This is a genomic window from Allokutzneria multivorans (genome assembly GCF_039537405.1).
GTDB lineage: Bacteria > Actinomycetota > Actinomycetes > Mycobacteriales > Pseudonocardiaceae > Allokutzneria > Allokutzneria multivorans.
The window spans coordinates 135,415-151,634 of the sequence record NZ_BAABAL010000004.1 but is presented as its reverse complement, the minus strand read 5'-3'; the positions used below and the strand labels follow the sequence as shown (position 1 = coordinate 151,634).

The following is a 16,220-nucleotide window of genomic DNA, read 5'->3' as shown; positions in this document are numbered from 1 at the left end:
TCGTCTCTGCCGAGGACGATCAACGAAGCGCTGTTGATGGGTTGCAGGGCATTCAGCTCCGTGGCCATGGCGAGGATACCGCGCCGAGCGCTGTTGAGGGCCGTGTGATCGTTTCACTGAGAGAAGTCCAGGCCCCCCGGCGAGTTCTCCTGGATGAGATCGGTGTTGGGCAGGGCGGCGCCGACTGCGGGGCGAACGTGACTGCCCACAGGACGGGCGTGGCGTTAAGGGCGAGGATCGCATCGTCCGGATTGGTGTGTCCGGCCGACAGCGTCTCTGGCGGCGAGGTACGCCGTCGCAGTCGGTCTAGGCATAGTAGGTCCGAGCGATGACAGGGTGGGTGGCCGCGCGGTGGGCGAATACGCTTGCTCCCGGGCGAACGCCTAACTCTAGAACCCCAAGCTTAAGGTGTCGCGCCGTTCCAGGCTCATTGAACAGAGTTCACTGGTACTGATCGTGGTCGGCAACGTGACGTCTGGCGAGCACGATCGGCAACCTCCACAGCGCTGGAGAAGGTCGCTCCTCCACGATCCGGCTTGTGGTGGGCGAACAGAATCGTCTCGCAGAGACTGATCAACGCGATCGCACGATCGAAGGGGATGCGGTGAGTACGATCGAATCGGCGATCCTCAAGATCGGGGCGACTGTCGCGAGGGCTGCGGGGACGAGCTGGCTGGGGAAGCGACGAGGAGAAGCGGAGCGTCACCTCAGTCTTACCGAACTCGCGGGCGCACGGGGACTCGGGCTGATTCCCCAGCGCCGACTGGGCCGTCAGTTCGAACAGCTGGCTGAAACGATCGCGGAACGACTTGAGCCCTTGGTCGCGGTGGAAGTCCGCGGCCTCACCGACAACGAGCGCCTCGCGGCACTGAGCGGAGTTGCCAGAGCGCTGGAGATGTCGGATCTTTCCGATGAGCGTGTGCTGGGCGCGAACCTGTCATCAGCTTCGGTCGAGAAACTCGTCGAGCCCGCCTCGAACACGGTGTCGGCCGAGCTGCAGCTCACAGACGAAGGGGTGTACTTCTTTCGGATCGTCCTTCGTGAGGCGGTCGCCTACCTCACCGAGGTGATCTCGACGCTGCCGAGCTTCCAGAACCGAGCCTTGCGTGCCCTGCTGGACCGGGACACCGAGATCATCGATCGCCTGCGGGACATCCTGGACAGGATGCCTACGAGAGGACACGTTTCCTCGATCTCCAGCGCGAACGAGTTCGAGCTGGAGTACCGGCGGGAGGTCGCTCGCAAGCTAGATGAGGTCGAGCTGTTCGGCGTGACGCTGTCCGGTCCGAGCCGCCGCTATCCGCTGAGCGTGGCCTACATCGGGCTCTCGGTGTCGATGGAGTTGGAGATCGCCGAGGACATCAGCGTCGACGACGCGCTGTCGGGGAGTCCGCGGACGCTGATCAGAGGAGAAGCAGGCTCCGGCAAGACCACCTTGTTGCGGTGGCTGGCGGTCAAGTGCGCTCAGGGCACTCTGGAATCATCGTTGGCGTCGTGGAACGCTCTGGTGCCGTTCTTCGTCGAGCTGCGCAGGTTCGTCGGCAAGGAACTACCCACTCCGGGAGAACTCCTGGGCACGATCGCGTGGCAGATCAAGGAGCACATGCCCGTCGGGTGGGCATACAAAGTGCTGACGTCCGGCCGGGGCCTGATCTTGGTCGACGGAATCGACGAAATCGCGGCGTCGGAACGACCCAAGGTACGCGAATGGCTGGCCGACCTGGTCGGTGCGTTCCCGAGATCGAGATACGTCGTGACATCACGTCCGCCTGCCGTGGACAACAGGTGGCTTGAGACGGAAGGCTTCACTGCAGCCGAGTTGGTGCCGATGACCCTGACTCGCACGCGTTCCTTCATCAAGCACTGGCACGAGGCGGTGGCGACCGATCGTCCCTTCGACGACGAGGACGACCTGTCGTCCTACGAGTGGTCGCTGCTGGCGTCCATCGACACCAACCCCGCCCTGCGTAAGATCGTCACGAACCCACTGCTGTGCGCGCTGATCTGCGCCTTGAACCACGACCGCAGAACACAGCTACCGCTCGGGCGAATGGAACTCTACCGTACAGCGCTGGAAATGCTGCTGAGCAGGCGAGATGCCGAGCGTCGGGTGCCCGATGCGTGGGAAATGCCACTCAGTTTCTCCGATAAGTTGGTAGTGCTCGCCGATCTGGCGTTTTGGTTGACTCTCAACCAGATGGTCGACGCGGACGTCCCGCGTGTCATCGAGCGCATCAACTCCTGCCTGCTCTCGATGCCCTCGAAGAATCTCAAAGCCAAGGATGTCTACGCCAGCCTGCTGCTGCGTAGCGGGCTCTTACGGGAACACAGCGTCGGCAAGGTCGACTTCATCCACAAGACCTTTCAGGAATACCTGGCGGCAAAGCGGGTCGTGGAGACCGACTCGATCGAGATGCTCGTGAAGCAAGCCGAGAACGACCACTACCGTGAAGTCATCGTGCTTGCCGCAGGGCATGCCCGGCAGCGCGAGAAGGAACATCTGCTGGCCGGCATCCTCGACGCCGCCCAGAAGCGGCGCGTATCGCGAGCCCGTCGGGCGAAACTTCAGCTCCTTGCGATCGCGTGCCTGGAGACGGCAGAACAGATCAACCCGGCCCTGCACAGTCAGATCACCGACTGCCTCAGCCAGCTCATCCCACCCAAATCCTCGACCGACGCCAGAACACTGGCCGTCATGGGGGAAGACGTTCTTCCGCTGCTTCAGGTTCCCGACGACGCATCGCCCGAAGTCATCGTCGCCACGGCGCAGACCGCAGGCTTGGTCGGCGGCCCGCAAGCAGTGTCCGTCCTCGCCGCCTTGGCCAAGGACGGCCGTGCACCGGTTCTCCGCGAGATTGTCCGCATCTGGAGCTTCTTCGATCCGGTCGAATACGCCCGGGACGTCGTGGTGCAGGCACCATTGCCGGGCGGCAGACTCCGCATCACCGACGCCGGTGTCCTGCCCGGCATCGCCCACCTCCCTCACCTGACCCAGCTGACGTGTGACTTCGATGGGTCGGTCAAACCGGCAGAGTTCGAAGTGTTGCAGCCCACTGCCGTGCTGCGCTCGCTGACCTTGGCCAACAACTCTCACGTGAGAGGACTGCAGTGGCTGCACGACCACGAGAACGTCAGCGAGCTGCACCTGCGTGACTGCCCGAACCTCACCGACGTTCGAGGGCTCGCCGAACTGCCCAACCTGGTGGCGCTGTCCTTGTTGTCCTGCAAGGCAATCGTCAACCGTGACGCGGTGCTAGAATGCGAGCGGCTACAGAGCTTCACCAGCGACGACTACTCCTCGGGCGAGATCGCCGATCTGCTCCGGGGACCTGCCGACATCAAGAAGCTCGGGCTCCGCCGATGTGCGAAGCTCGTGACTCTCGCCGACCTCGGTGCAAGCACGTCGCTGCATCGACTGGCACTCGACGCTTGTAGCGGGCTCGCTGGCTTCCCCGACCTCGACGCCTTCCCCGCCCTGCGCGAACTTTCCTTCACCGACTGTCCACAACTGCACGTACTGGGCTCACGCGACGCCGAACTGATGCTGCGGTCGCTGACCTTGCGGTGGTGCCCTGGCATCCACTCGCTCGACCGTGTCGGTGCCATGCGCGAGCTGCGCGTGCTCAACCTCCAAGGGTACAACTTCGGTGACCTCTCGCCTCTGGCGAAACTTGACAACCTCCGGTCGCTGTCACTAGCCGACTGCGAACGGATCGAAGACCTCACCCCGCTGGCGCGGCTGCCGTTGCGGACGCTGAGCCTGCAGAGAGCAAGCCAACTGATTGACCTGCAACCGTTGGCGGGCATGCGAAACCTCACGGTCGTGCACAGCGGAAACGTCCACAACGCGCATCTCCTAGGTCCAGGTAGTCGCGCCGTGATCGGACAGGCCAAGCGCCTGGAGGACTGACACCCCGGAGAACACTGTCTTGCGAGGGGCAGCCTTGCCTCAACCGTTGGGCTCAGCGTTCGGGCGTGGTGATCACCCGGATGTCAGGGCCGCTGGTGTCCACGCGCACCACCTTCAGCCGCAGAATGCCGTCCATGGAACGGATTCCGGCGTCCCCGAGCCCGGCTTTGCCCGCGCCGAGCATGGCTGGCGCGATGTAGGTGATCACCCGATCCACCAAGCCCTGCTTGACGAAGCTGCCCGCCAGGGTCGGCCCGCCCTCCAGGAAGATCGCCCGAACTTCACGCTCGTACAACGCCGACAGCAGCGCACGGACGTCCAAGCCGCGTTCGGCACGGGGCAGCCGCACGATCTCCGCTCGCCCAGCCAGGTGAGCGGTGTCGGCGTCCTCGGCGACCGCGATCAGGGTCGGCGCAGCGTTGTTGAGGACCTTGGCATCCGCCGGGGTCCGGGCGTGGGTGTCGACGATGACCCGCAGCGGCTGCCGCTCCACAGCAACCATCGACAGGTCAAGCCGCGGGTCGTCGTTGCCGCGTACGGCGAGGTTCGGGTCATCGGCTTGCTGCGTCCCGGAACCAACCACCGTCGCGTGACAACCCGCCCGGAGGAGGTGGACTTCAGCACGGCTGGCCGCACTGGTGATCCACTGACTTGTCCCGTCCTCAGCGGCGATCCGACCGTCCAGCGTCGCGGCGAACTTGTACACCACGAACGGGCGCCCCTGCTGGTGCGCGGTGTGCCACTCCTCGCGGCCGACAAGGTCATCGATCTCGATCTGGTCGGCCATCCCGGGCAGCCTTTCAACTCGGACTTGTCGCTGGTAGCAGCGGACGTACCTGTGCCCGAAATTCCTGGACCTGGTCCGCGCGCGTCTCGATCTGTCCGAGCAGCGTATCGGCCACGGTGAGCTCAGAAATGATGCGGGCTGAGCCCGTAGCTCGAACGACGTTGAGTGCTTCCAGGGCGGTTGTTGCGGCTGACTCGGGTTCTCCTGCTGCGACCACCGCGATTGCTTTGCGCGCCATGTGCAGTCCACGTTCTCGCCGGTACTCCTGGGGCCACGCGGCCAGGGCGGCATCGAATGCCAGGAGCGCTTGCCGAGGCCGGCGCAGCGCCAACAAGCAGGCGCCCCGCTGCGCTTGCACGGAGTGCGGTGTGCAGTAGCTGGCCAGATCGAACGGCAGCGTCGGCCCGGCCCCGCCGGAAACAAGGTCTCCGGCGTGATCGAGGGCAGTCAGGGAGGCGATCTCGTCGAGGTCGCGCGCGTGTCCGTGTGCTTGTTGCTGCAACGCGGCGGCTCGAACGCGGCGCGCGATTCCGTTCTGGGACGCAGCCGAGCGCGAGAGCGCGATCGTGGATGCCGAGTCGCCGACGAGGGTGGCTTGCTGTGCCTTGCGCATCAGGACGTAGGCCAAGATGTCCGGGCTGCCGGAGGCATGGGCCCATTCCAACGCGCGGCCTGTCCACGCACTGCCCGCGTCGGGCCGTCCGATGTCGTCGTAAAGCCATCCCGCGAACTCGGAACATCGCGCCCACCTCAAACAGCGGGACACGGGAGTGCACGGGAGCTGTAAGCAGAAGGTCTTCGATCTCCGCGATGTGCTTCATGGTGACGCGGATCTGCGGCCCAGGCCCGGCGTGCGAGTCGTTGGCGACGAGGGCTGCCCTGGTGAGCGCGAAGCGTTGCGCGGCCTGCGGGTCAAGGTCGATCGTGACGGACTCGGTGCTCGGTGCTGGTCCGAGCAACGCGGTCAACGCGGTGGCTGCCCCACCGGAGAGGAGCATGCGACGGTCCAGCGGCATGATCACCAGTGTGCTGGTCGGCTGGCCGTGAATCCACGCAGATTTCGCTTGGTCGGCGGAGGCTCCATGAGCTTGACCAGGTGAGGTTGCTGCAGGAGCAAACCACAACAGGTGGGTCGGCACGCGTAGCGCGGTTGCCCACGACCGCATCGAAGGCAGGTCTCGAGGAGCTTTCCCGATCTCCAGCCGCGACACCTCGGCCTGGCTGAGACCAAGCAGGTTCCCCATAGCGGTCTGCGACAGCGGTGGCTTCCGCGCCGCACGATAGGCCCGAAGCACATGGCCGAAGTGCTGCTCGGCGAGTGCGGCGCGGAGCGGCCCCTGCTCCCAGAACTCCAGCGGCATGTCGACATGGGAGATCTGCCCCAGCTCAGCGCTCTGACACTTGCTGCACCGGTTGTGCCGCTGATAGCGTCGCCCGACCCTCGACCTTGTGGCGCAAATACCGCACGCAGATGGGCTTGACCCGCAGCGAGTTCTACGACTACCTCGTCGGCGCGGACTTCGGCTGCGCGCTCAGCATCAGCTCACCGCGAGCCCTGCCGGACCCGTACAGCCTCGCCTGGCTACGCGACCACGCCCACTTCCAGCCCCCACAGAGCTACCGCTTCCTCAGCGACGCCGACCCAGAACCCCTCCGCGCGCTCATCCCAGCGGGCCGCTCTTCTCAGTAAAGACTGGGCATTGCCCGTCACCATCCGACTCACGCAGCTGCGTGAGCATGTCCGCAGGCTTAGCTGCGGGCGGCCTGGAACTCCCAGCCCGCCGCTCGTGCAGGCCCTTTCCCTACAGGGTGGGTGAGGGCTCTGATGTGTGATCAGCAAAGTAGCTGGGAAGGCAACGCTGACACTCCTCTGAGAGCGCAACGTAGGTGACGCTGCCCCAGAAGCTCCGTGGAAAGTCATCGCTGCGGGCATCGGCCGTATGCCGCCTGGGCGCCCACGCCACTGCCGGTAGTTGCCCATACTCCGTAGCGGCCATACAGGATTCACTTCCTGTCAGACGTTTGCCTAATCTGGATGGGTGAAGTTTGAAGGTTTCGGACCACGCCAGCGTGCGCGAAGGCATCATGACCCGCCTGGTTGAGACGTACACAAGCTGGACGATGCGGACAAATACATGCTCAAGCTATCGCAACACTGGTGGCGAAGGTTGCGCTTTCTGGCACTTCTCACAATGATTGCTGGAATTATATTCTCGGCAATTAAGCTCCCAATGGAAGCATTTGGGGCCGAAACTGAAATCTTCGATCGCCAGGTCGGCTGGGCGAACATCCTCGCATTCTCACTGGCCGCTGTCGGATTCCTTGTACTCTGGGCAGAGAAGGGGGGTAATCTAATATCGGTCGACCACGACCTAGACGCTATTGTAGGAAAGTTGTCGATAAAAGCACGTCGGCGCGGCGCGCGAACGCTGGCTCAGCTACTCAGAACGGACGGGTTGGACTCTAGGTCGGCACCCTTTCGCCTAGACCTGACAGAAGCCAAAAATTCGAGTTCGAAAAGCGAAAATATCGAGCGCGGAGAACTTGGGAATTACTTTTCCAAGAAAGCGAAGGGAAGGATGGTGATCCTAGGGGCCCCAGGATCGGGAAAATCTGTCTTGTTACTTCAGCTTGCGGACCAGCTATTTGCTGATGCGCAACAAAGTGGGAGAATTCCACTCATTCTTTCCTTGGCCACATGGGACTCGTCAAAGATCGATCTTGAAGACTGGCTGATCGCCGGGACAGTGGCCGAGCTGGCCGTAAAAGAGGGCCTAGCAAAGAGACTAGTGCGAGAGCAGAGAATTATCCCGCTTCTTGATGGACTTGATGAAATGGGCACTAGTGGCGAAACTAGCAGATCCATGCGAGCTGTCGAGCGCCTAAATGATTACATCGCAACCACTCCTGACTGCCGTCTCGTCATCACCTCTCGCGATGCTCGCCTCTATGGTCGCCTGGCAAGGCGCCTGCGAGACATTAAGATAGTTGTCATTTCCCCATTGACGGGTCGCCAGATAGAGCGGCACATACGTACTCATTGCGAGCATTCTGAACGCTTTGACGAGTGGCACAATGTCTTCAATTGGATTAATTCGCAGAGCAATCACGAGGTGTGCGATTTATTGGGAACTCCGTGGCGCTTGACGGCCGCCATCATCTATTTCTTAGACGGAGGTGATCCGGCTGCGCTTATTCCTAAGAAGAGTGAAAATGTGAGTTCCGGCGGAGAGTACCAGCGGCGAGTGAGCGCCGTTCTCATGGATGGATTCGTGTGTGCTCGCGTGACCGCTAGTGTGCCCACGAGATACGTTGCACAAAATATGGCGCAACTTCTAATATTGGCGCGTCGGCTAACTTGCCAAAAGACGAGTGAGTGGCAAAATCCTGAAATCGTCCTGCATCACTGGTGGCGTAACGTGGGAGAAGAACCGTCCCGCCTTGTCCATCTTGCAATCGCATTTCTGCTATTACACTTTCCCAGCTACACTCTAGGTATGTTTGACGACAAAATAGCGGAAGGTGGCCTGGAAGGAATCTGGCTTCTAGTGGCTCTTGGCGCCAACTGCGTCACTATCGGCCTCATAGCGCTTAATAGGTCCGCTCGTGACCGCGAACCAAGTCGACTGAGTCTTGAGAACCTTCGGCATCCCCTTGCTGTCGTCGTGTCCGTCCTGCTCATAATGCTGCTATCTGGATTCGCTGTCCTCATGGCATACGTGTACGATTCCGTGCACGGCGCACTTTTTGGAGTCATTGCAATTCTGATGCTGATACTGGCCACAGGAACCTCGACATCGTATGCGGATGACGTACTTTCACCACTGCAGGTTATCCGCAATGATCGTAATGTTGCGGCACTTTCGGGGATTCTCTTTGGCGCGTACGGCGTCCTCTATTACTTTCCCATTTATGGCATCAGCGTCGCCATATGGTTCGGCGGCATGTGTGCCATAGGTAGATTTTGCTGCTCGGCATACATGAGATACGTTTCTGCTGCAACTTATGGATACTTTAAGTATCGACTACCGTGGGGCTTTGCTCGATTCCTTAGCCGGGGGCGAAGCGCGGGCATTCTGAGAGTTTCTGGTGCGGGATATCAGTTCAGGCATCGTGAGATTTGGGAATACCTGGATTCGGTCAATGGGCGGATTGTGCAACTCCCGCGAGTTCTTCAGTGATGAAAGTTAGCGTTGCGGCCCGCCAGTCCACCAGGTCTGGCGCTCGCCGCGCATTTAGGTTCGCTTCAGTGGCATGGATCTCCCTGCGACGCATCGCACTCCGCCATCCTTGACGCACATCAGCCGTCCCACGGTGCGGCGGCTACCGGGGCCTCAGGGCTTGGCTCAGTTTGGTGGCATTGACCACGCCTCCTGCAGCACATCGCCTTGGTGACCTTTGGATAGCGGATAGGTCACCGGCGTCACGCCATGGCTTTGCGTCTCGATAGGTCGGACATCACCCCGACTCGAGGATGTGGTGCGCGTGACTCTCCCTCCGATGTGGTTTGACATCACGCGACCGGACTACCTTGCCGACGATCACTGGCGCTGCGTTGAGCACGAAGCTAACCGTCTGCGACGCTCGCTGGACGCTGGCGACGGTTCCCAGGCCCTCAGCGACATCAAGTGCGTTGTGGAAAGCATCGCCCGGATCGTGCTCGACATCGAAGGCACCCCCGCCGATCCGAACATCCCCTTCGACACGGTCGTCAACCGTGCGCACCAACTGCTGGCCGGTCAGCCCGGACGCGAGTTGGCCAACACGTCCGTCTTCGGGCAGGTCGCCACCCAGGCAAGCAAAATCGCCAGAAACCTCGGACAAATCAGAAATGAGTTCGGTGGCGGCCACGGTCGCGCCCGTACGCCAGACCTGCGCGACGAAATGGTCAGTCTAGCGCTCGACGCAGGACTGCTGTGGTCCCGGTGGGCGCTCCGCAGACTCGGCTACTTCTCCGAAGGCCGTCCCACTAATCTCATCAACGACCTCGTGACGCAGCCGCAGAACTTCCATGCTGGGCTGCTCGCGCGCCGACTGCAGGCCGCTAATCTGCCCGCTATCGAGGCACGCCATCAACGCGCCATCGGCGTCGCAGTCGGCCAACGCGTCATGCGCGAGACATTCGTGGTGCGGTGGGACGGTCTGGAGCCGTGCTTGGCCTCTGACGACCTCAACACCTGGCCTCGCGACTACCGCATCGGACTTGCCTACGGACTATGGTTCGCCCCCGACGACCGCGTAACTCTCATGCCTCAATCGCTTCGAGAAGCCCTCAAGGTGCTCGAACCTGTCGCCGACTGCGCCGATGACCTGACAGAATGGGTCGATCGCATCATCCGCGCCACCGTGCCTGGCGGCTTCGCCAGCACCAGCTGGCAGGAAAACTTCTCAGCAGCGAGGTTCGTCGAGAACCATCTCGCCCTTCGTCCCCCAGAAGAACGCCCTGCACTCGCAGCTTTAGCCAACCATCTCGAGCCCGGACCGCCCTTCTGATGCTGCCAAGCGAGCAGTGTGCAGTGCCGGATGCCATGGGGCGCAGGAGCTTCTGGCTTGAATGAGGGCAGCAGCCAACTGGTGCTTGATCATCAAGAGGAGCCATCGTCGTCGCATGAACACGCATCCTGTGCATGGATGCGACGAATACGTGTCCGAGTCCCCCTCGGACACTCTCTTACCCCACGGATTTCAAGTCCGCGGGGTGCTTCTGTATCAGGTGAGTCCGCTCGGGGGGTGCATAGCCGTGGACGCTGATGCGCCTCCCAGTCGATGGCTCTGGTCGACGGTGTTGGCGTTCCAGTCCATCGCGAGTGCTGATTGGCCGGATGGAGTCACAGAGCTGGTGACCTTCGATGACGCTGCTCAGCTAAGACAGCGGCCGTGGTGGTCGCAGACGATCCAGTTCGTGTCCGCGAAGGTCTTCAACGATATCGAAGGGCTAGGTCGATCGTGCTCACTCGTCGGTTCTCCGCAGGTCCGCGTGCCATTTGTCGGTCCTCGTTAAGTGCCGGAACCCCACCCACTCCTGGGCGATGCGGCGACCGTCGCACAACAGCGACACCGCCGCGTCCTGATGGCGGGGGGCAAGCCAGCTCACCAGCTGACGCGCGTGGTCCTCGTCCGCAGCGATCTCCTTGCCTTCCCAAGCACGTCCGACCGCGAGGAGGTCCGAGTACAGCTCGACCGCGGGCACGACCGGTGGCAGTCCTTCCTCCTCAGCCGTGGCGGCAGCCCGACGCGGTATGTCTACACCGGACACGTCGAGATCACCGAAGTACCTCACCTCGGCGATCTCTTTCTGCGCGGCCAGTGATCGGACCGACGCAGTGAAGCTGTTGCCCAGCCCCCAGGCGATGTGCCCGAGGTCGTGCCGGGGTGGCCGTGCGTGGACGACGGACCAGTAGGTCGCGCTGTTCTCCACCACCAGCAGCAGGTTGCCCGTGCCGATCCGCTGGTAGTACCCATCGCCGATCTCCCGCAGCGGTCGGTCGCTGAGCAACGGGGCCACGAACCGCTCCACCCTGAGGACGTCGTCGACCCACTTGCGGTCGCTGAAGAACGGGCCCGACTCGTAGCCGTCAAGTGCCTTCTCGGGCACTGGAAAGTCGGCCTCGGAACCGAATCCCGCGAAGATCTCCAGAGCCCGCTCGCGAAGCGGAACGTGCGTCAGGTCAGGGTTGCTCATCAACCAGCTGTTAATCGCCCGGTAGCGCGCCCTCTGTTTCGGCTTCGCCGTGGCCCAGACGTCCGCGACCTCGCACAGGTCCGGGTGCCACAGCGGTGCGGGTGGCACGGTGACGGGCTGCCGCTCGGCGATCGGTTCGAGGTGGATCCCCAACGGCAGGGGGATCTTCTCTCGGTTGTCCTTCCTGAACGCGGTGAGCCGGCCGAGCTGCCCGAGGTGTGCAAGACAGGCCGACAACACCAGGTTGACGTCCTCGCCCGGGACCTCGCCGTAGATCCCGGCGAACGCCGCTCGCACGGCGGGTAGGTCGATGCGGGTCCGCTTCGTCCCGCACCACTTGCCGCCCTTCGCATGGGCGGCCAGTACGTCGTGCAGCTCTTCAGCCAGCCGCTCAGTCCGCGTTGGCACTACTGCGCTCCTTCAGCAGGAAGCGGGCCGAGGTGATGCGACCCCGGCCGTCGGAGGCGGGCAACGCGTCGAGCAACGGCCGGAGGCGCTGTTCGACGGACAGGTACTTGCGTCCTGCCCTCAGGTCGGCGTCGTTGCGCAGCCTGATGATCAGTGGGAACTGGGCCAGTGCTTCGGCGTCGAACAGGCCGGTGGTGTAGATCAACTGTACTCCCAGGGCCTTCGCCACGCCGCGCTGTACGTCCAGCAGGTAGCTCGCGGACGCCCGGCCGATCGGGTTATCGAGGAAGAGCACGCCGGAGTGCCGGTGCCGGGTCCTGCCCCTGTTGTTCGACCGCAGCGCGGCGAGGGTGCAGTACAGCACGATCGCCGCGGTCAGGTGCTGCCCGCCGGAGAAGACGTCGCGGACCTCGGAGACCCGCACCCGCTCGGCGCGCAGCACCGTGTCGGGCTTCAGCATCGTGACTTTGAACCCCCTGGGCACGATCGTGTGCACGCCAGCCAGCACAACCGCGAGGCCGTCGACCTTCTTGCTGTCCTTGAACCTGTCGATCGCGTCGTCGACCACTTTGCCCAGCTCGTGCGCGGTCAGTTCCGCCGACACGGGGGTGCCAGCGATACGGAGGAACTCCTCACCCGTCCAGTCTCCCAGTCCCTCCGGCAGCTTCGACGACCGCTGAGCTGCGCGGAGGATGCCCTGCGCTGTGTCGACGAGTCCGCGAAGCCGCTCGACGATGAGCGTGCGGTGCCTCTCGATCTGTTCCAGGTCGTCGGTCAAGGAGCGCAGACGGGGACGCAGGGAGGATGCCCAGTCGGCGGCGAGTGCGGGCAGTTCGGTCAGGGAGACGCCCAGCACATGGGTGCGGACAGACGTCTCGAGCTTGTCAAACCGAGGGTTGGACGCGCACTTAACCAGAACCGAGGCGCCTTCGCGCTGCCTCCCCTCAGCCAGTTCCACCACCCTCCACGCTTCCTCGTTCTGCTTCTTCAGCGCGGAACAGCGTTCGCGCGCGGACTCGGCGTCTCCTTCATACGGCTCCGAGGCTGGACCGTCGGCCTCCAGTTCCTTGCCGACCAGACGCACGATCGTGGTGAACTCCGATGTCGCGCGCTGGACGTTCGCCAATTCCCTGGTGAGGGCGTCGGCGGCTCGCACGTGGCTCTCCCACTCGGCTCTGCGATCCGCGACCGTCTGCTGCGTTTCAGCGGTCAGAGCGCCCGCGCGCTCCACATCGGACGGAGACTCGGCGAGGGGAAGCCGCGGTACGCGCAGCAAGCCCAATTCGGCCTCCCGCTTTCCCGCGCGCATGTCGGCCGCTCGCCGTTCCAGCTCGGCGGCGTCGTGCGTCCGCCGCGCGCGGTCGGCCGCAGCGGCGCGTGACGCGACGTCAGTGCTTTCCGCGCCGGCCAGCAACCGCTGTGCGGCCTCACGCACTTCGTCGGAGTTACAGGTGAAAGCCTTTGTGGCGGAAGCGGCCTTCTCCTCGGCGACGCGCAGTTCCTTCAACTGATCGTCGCCCACTTCCGCCCGCTGGTACGCCGCCTGGGCCCGGCGCCATGTTTCCCGCAGCACGGGAACGGGTTCGGCCGGAATCGCGTCGTCGGAAGTCATCTCGGCGGCGCCGTCGAGGCTCTCGATCTCCTCTCGCGTACGCGCCGCCAAAGCAAGGTGGTCGTCGGCGGCGCGCTGGTGCTCCCGTGCCTCTTGCCGCAGTCGCTGCCCGCTCGCCTGCAGCGCCTCCGCCCGGCCCTGCTCCTCGGCGGTCCGACCGAGTGCCTGCTCGCGCTCCGAGTGCCAGTCCGCCAGGCGGCTCTCGCGTTCCGCGAGCACGCGGACCTTCACCAGTCGTTCGCGCAGCTGTGCCACCGCGGTGCGCAACCTGGGCAGCACCTGCTCCACTTCGTTCTTGGCCTCGGCAACGACTTGGACGGCCATCCGGGTGTCCGCCACGTACTGCCCGGCCGCGCGTGCGGCTTCCCCAGCCGTCGCCGTGTCCTCGGCGAGCTGGGCGAGCATGCCCTTGGGGTGCTCGGCCCGCCAGGCCTTGATCCGCACCACCAGTTCGCGGTCCGCGTGGTAGCACTGGTCGAGCTCGACCAGTGCGCTGGTGCGCTGCTCGTGTTCAGCGATGACGCGATCCCGTTCCGCCAGGGCCGCGTCAGCGTCGAACAGCGCCTCGTTCGGGGGGACGACGAAGCACGCGTCGTTCAGGGCGGCGTCAAACCGGGTGTCGACCGCGACCTTGAACGACTGGGTGCTTGCGACCGCGATGGTGTTGCGCGGCTTGCGGTCCCGCTCCGCGAGAACGGTCCGCGCCTGATCGAGATCGGTCGCCTTATTCACCAGCACACCGCCGGTCAGGTGCGGCAGCCGTCGCACCAGTTCCCCGCGCAGCACCGGATCCCGTTGCTCGGCGAGGTAATCCCAGCCCGCAAAGCAGTCGATCCCATTGGCTCGCAACGACTCGACCACCTCGGTCACCTCGGGCGGCGGTGGCAGCAACGCGTTCTCGTCGTACTCCCAGGCGATACGTGCGGTCTCGTCCACCGCATCGTCAATCCGCAGCCTCGTCCGCTTGTGCTCGAGGTCGTCCTGCGCAACCGAGAGCTGGTCGAGCAACGTCTCGGCGTCCATCTCCAGCACAACGGATGCCGTGTCGAGCAGTTCCACCAGCCGCGGTTCCCGTTCTAGCTCGGCGGCGCGGTCCTTGGCGGTCTGCTCGGCCGCGAGGGCCTCCTTGTGCCGGGCGGCCGTGGCGGTGTGCTGGTCCTTGGCGGAATCCAGCTCAGCGTTTGCGCTTCGGAGCTCTTCGTCGAGCTCGACCAGCCGGCGTTCCTCGGTCTCCAGTCGGGAGGTCGTCGACGAGACCTGCTCCTCGAGCGGTGTGACTGTCTTCGCCGCCGACTCTCCCGCCGCGAGCAAGCCCGCCCGCACGGCGTCCTCGACTTGCTTGTGCACATCGGTCATCTGCTCGTGCAGTTGTGCGGCTAGGGCTTCGGCGGTCGCCTTGGCCTCGATCGCCTTCGCCCACTGATTCTCCGCTCCTGTCGCCAGTTCGTGCTTGCTCCGCGCGAGCTCGTCCGCTTTCGCAGCCAGTCCTGTCGACTCGTCGACCGCGCTCTGCAGGGCGCGCGCAAGTTTGCGGGCCCAGCCGTCCCGCTCACTCTTCGCCGCACGTGAGATGTCCTCACGTTCGTCCAGGAGTTTCCGCAGAGACTCGAGGGTCTTGGCCGCCGCCTGCTGTTCAATGAGCTGGTCGACCGCCTGCCATCCCAGCAGGTCGACCTCTGCGGCATGCACGGCCTTCTTGGCCGCTTCTTGAGCACGAACCGCCTCTTCCACGAGGAGCTGCGCCCAGCGGTGCTTCAACGCGACCAGCCGTTCCTCCTCCGCCGCGCACCGCTCTCCCGCCGTCCTGGCGATTTCCTCGGCTTCCGCAGCAGCTCGTTCAAGCTCTGCAGATGCCGCATCGTCCTGAGCGACGCGCTGGACCAGGGACGCGACGAACCGCTCGAACTCGGAGCTCGCCTTCCTGGCGCTCACGCGCTTTGCCTCGCCGGCCGTCCACAGGTCGGCCAGGTCAGTGAGCAGCGACAGCGCCTCGGCGACGAAGTCCCGCTCCAGTTCCATCTCCTCGCGTCCTGCGAGCTTCTCTGACTGCTCGGCGATGAGTTCGGCGAGCCCGCGGGTGTCGGCGGGCACTAGCACCGCGCGGAGGAGGAAGTTGACGAACGCCTCGTCGCTCGCGAACGTGAAGAGGTCGGCGGCTTCGCCCTCGCCCGCGTTCATGTCGCGCTGGTAGCGGAACGTCTCCGGATCGAGGCCGAGCTGGTCGAGCCGTTCGAGCCACCTCCCCTGCTTCTCCGACCAGTCCAGCTCCAGCGACGGATCGGCCTTCGCCAGCTCGTCTAGCCGGGCCCGGAACTCCGTCGCCACGAGGTTCTGGCCGTCCTCGGAGAACGGCAGGGTCGTCAGCCCGACGGACTGGCCGGGCCGCAGGCTGTACCACAGGTCGACGAGATTCTCGCCCGACGCCGTGCTTCGCCCGCGCCAGTCCGAGACCTTGCCGGTCAGCAGTAGGCGGCCGGTCTCGGTGTGCATCCACTCCAGGACGACGTGCGCGACCTCCTTAGCGCCGACGAACTTCTCCAGCACCTTCGTGTTCGAGGTGCCGACCACGTGACGCTTGCCCGGCAGCATCACCGAGAAGATCAGCTTGATCAGCACCGACTTCCCGCCACCGTTCTCGAGGAACAGGATCGTGGCGGGCGACGGCCTGAGCACGTCTGCCTGGCCCAGCATCGGCTGGTAGTGGCGGACGGGTTCGCCGCCGCCCGACAGGTCGATGGTCACGTTCTCGTAGCGCGCGCCGTCTGGGCCGATCGAGTAGAGGCGGACACGGGAAAGCTCGTACATGGGGAAAGTCCTCGGT

General features: G+C 64.0%; 9 protein-coding genes and 1 pseudogene. 5 read left to right on the top strand and 5 right to left on the bottom strand.

Annotation, left to right across the window (positions count from 1 at the left end; translation table 11 throughout):
• Positions 1–604: 604 nt before the first annotated feature.
• On the top strand, positions 605–3,910 hold the full coding sequence (locus ABD798_RS02700; RefSeq protein WP_344870846.1) for an NACHT N-terminal Helical domain 1-containing protein: 3,306 nt from the start codon (positions 605–607) through the stop codon (positions 3,908–3,910).
• Between the two features lie 52 nt (positions 3,911–3,962).
• On the opposite strand, the gene ribD is transcribed toward ABD798_RS02700, so the two are convergent.
• Together ribD and ABD798_RS02690 are read right to left on the bottom strand one after the other, a co-directional pair.
• Positions 3,963–4,697 carry a bifunctional diaminohydroxyphosphoribosylaminopyrimidine deaminase/5-amino-6-(5-phosphoribosylamino)uracil reductase RibD gene (gene ribD, locus ABD798_RS02695; protein ID WP_344870845.1) on the bottom strand — a complete coding sequence of 245 codons (735 nt, stop codon included), beginning with the start codon at positions 4,695–4,697 and terminating at the stop codon, positions 3,963–3,965.
• A 13-nt stretch (positions 4,698–4,710) separates the two neighbouring features.
• On the bottom strand, positions 4,711–5,463 hold the full coding sequence (locus ABD798_RS02690; protein WP_486303715.1) for an NsdA family TPR-like regulatory protein: 753 nt from the start codon (positions 5,461–5,463) through the stop codon (positions 4,711–4,713).
• 158 nt (positions 5,464–5,621) lie between these two features.
• Here ABD798_RS02690 and ABD798_RS02685 point away from each other — a divergent pair, with 158 nt between their 5' ends.
• On the top strand, positions 5,622–5,744 hold the full coding sequence (locus ABD798_RS02685; protein WP_344870843.1) for a hypothetical protein: 123 nt from the start codon (positions 5,622–5,624) through the stop codon (positions 5,742–5,744).
• 92 nt (positions 5,745–5,836) lie between these two features.
• Here the strand turns inward: ABD798_RS02685 and ABD798_RS37175 are convergent.
• Positions 5,837–6,058 (bottom strand): annotated as a pseudogene (locus ABD798_RS37175) (helix-turn-helix domain-containing protein); the annotation flags it as partial.
• Between the two features lie 110 nt (positions 6,059–6,168).
• Between ABD798_RS37175 and ABD798_RS02680 the strand changes: the two are divergent.
• The 3 genes from ABD798_RS02680 to ABD798_RS02670 all read left to right on the top strand — a co-directional run bounded on the left by ABD798_RS02680 (position 6,169) and on the right by ABD798_RS02670 (position 10,190).
• Positions 6,169–6,387, top strand: coding sequence for a hypothetical protein (locus ABD798_RS02680; protein ID WP_344870842.1), 219 nt, complete (start codon positions 6,169–6,171; stop codon positions 6,385–6,387).
• A 445-nt stretch (positions 6,388–6,832) separates the two neighbouring features.
• Positions 6,833–8,878 (top strand): NACHT domain-containing protein, encoded by a 2,046-nt coding sequence (locus ABD798_RS02675; protein ID WP_344870841.1) that lies wholly within the window; start codon positions 6,833–6,835, stop codon positions 8,876–8,878.
• A 319-nt stretch (positions 8,879–9,197) separates the two neighbouring features.
• On the top strand, positions 9,198–10,190 hold the full coding sequence (locus ABD798_RS02670) for a hypothetical protein (RefSeq protein WP_344870840.1): 993 nt from the start codon (positions 9,198–9,200) through the stop codon (positions 10,188–10,190).
• A gap of 457 nt (positions 10,191–10,647) precedes the next feature.
• On the opposite strand, the gene ABD798_RS02665 is transcribed toward ABD798_RS02670, so the two are convergent.
• Together ABD798_RS02665 and ABD798_RS02660 are read right to left on the bottom strand one after the other, a co-directional pair.
• The gene (locus tag ABD798_RS02665) at positions 10,648–11,787 is read right to left on the bottom strand and encodes a Wadjet anti-phage system protein JetD domain-containing protein (protein WP_344870839.1); all 1,140 of its coding nucleotides are present in this window, start codon (positions 11,785–11,787) and stop codon (positions 10,648–10,650) included.
• Positions 11,771–16,204, bottom strand: coding sequence for a coiled-coil domain-containing protein (locus ABD798_RS02660; protein ID WP_344870838.1), 4,434 nt, complete (start codon positions 16,202–16,204; stop codon positions 11,771–11,773). The genes ABD798_RS02665 and ABD798_RS02660 overlap by 17 nt, the downstream gene beginning before the upstream one ends.
• Positions 16,205–16,220: the final 16 nt, after the last annotated feature.